This is a genomic window from Priestia sp. SIMBA_032, assembly GCF_046535215.1.
GTDB lineage: Bacteria > Bacillota > Bacilli > Bacillales > Bacillaceae_H > Priestia > Priestia aryabhattai.
In genome coordinates this window covers 1-283 of sequence record NZ_JAWRXD010000463.1, presented here as the reverse complement: position 1 = coordinate 283, position 283 = coordinate 1, and the positions used below count along the sequence as shown (strand labels likewise).

Sequence of the window (283 nt, the reverse complement as noted above, 5' to 3'; positions counted from 1 at the left end):
CGAAAACAGATAATAAACGTGAAGATCTTGCAAGAGTATCCAACTTTAAGGCAAAACTAAGCGATTATTTCCAAGGCGACTATACAGCTGTTATTGGTACTGGTATGTATAGAGATGATGAATTAAGAGAAATGAAGCTTGATATTCCTGTCCAGTTTAATGGAAAAGCTGAAATGATTGGTTTTACACAATATGTGGCAGGGCTTGTTATGGAATACTTCCCGAATTATATGAAAGTACAAGTAACGATTAAATCTGTAGAACGCCCAGAAGCTATTATTAT

The 283-nt window shown here is 35.0% G+C and carries 1 protein-coding gene; it reads left to right on the top strand.

Annotated elements, in window-relative coordinates; translation table 11 throughout:
- On the top strand, nt 1-283 hold a 283-nt coding region (locus SB717_RS35165; RefSeq protein WP_410907531.1), incomplete at both ends, for a CamS family sex pheromone protein.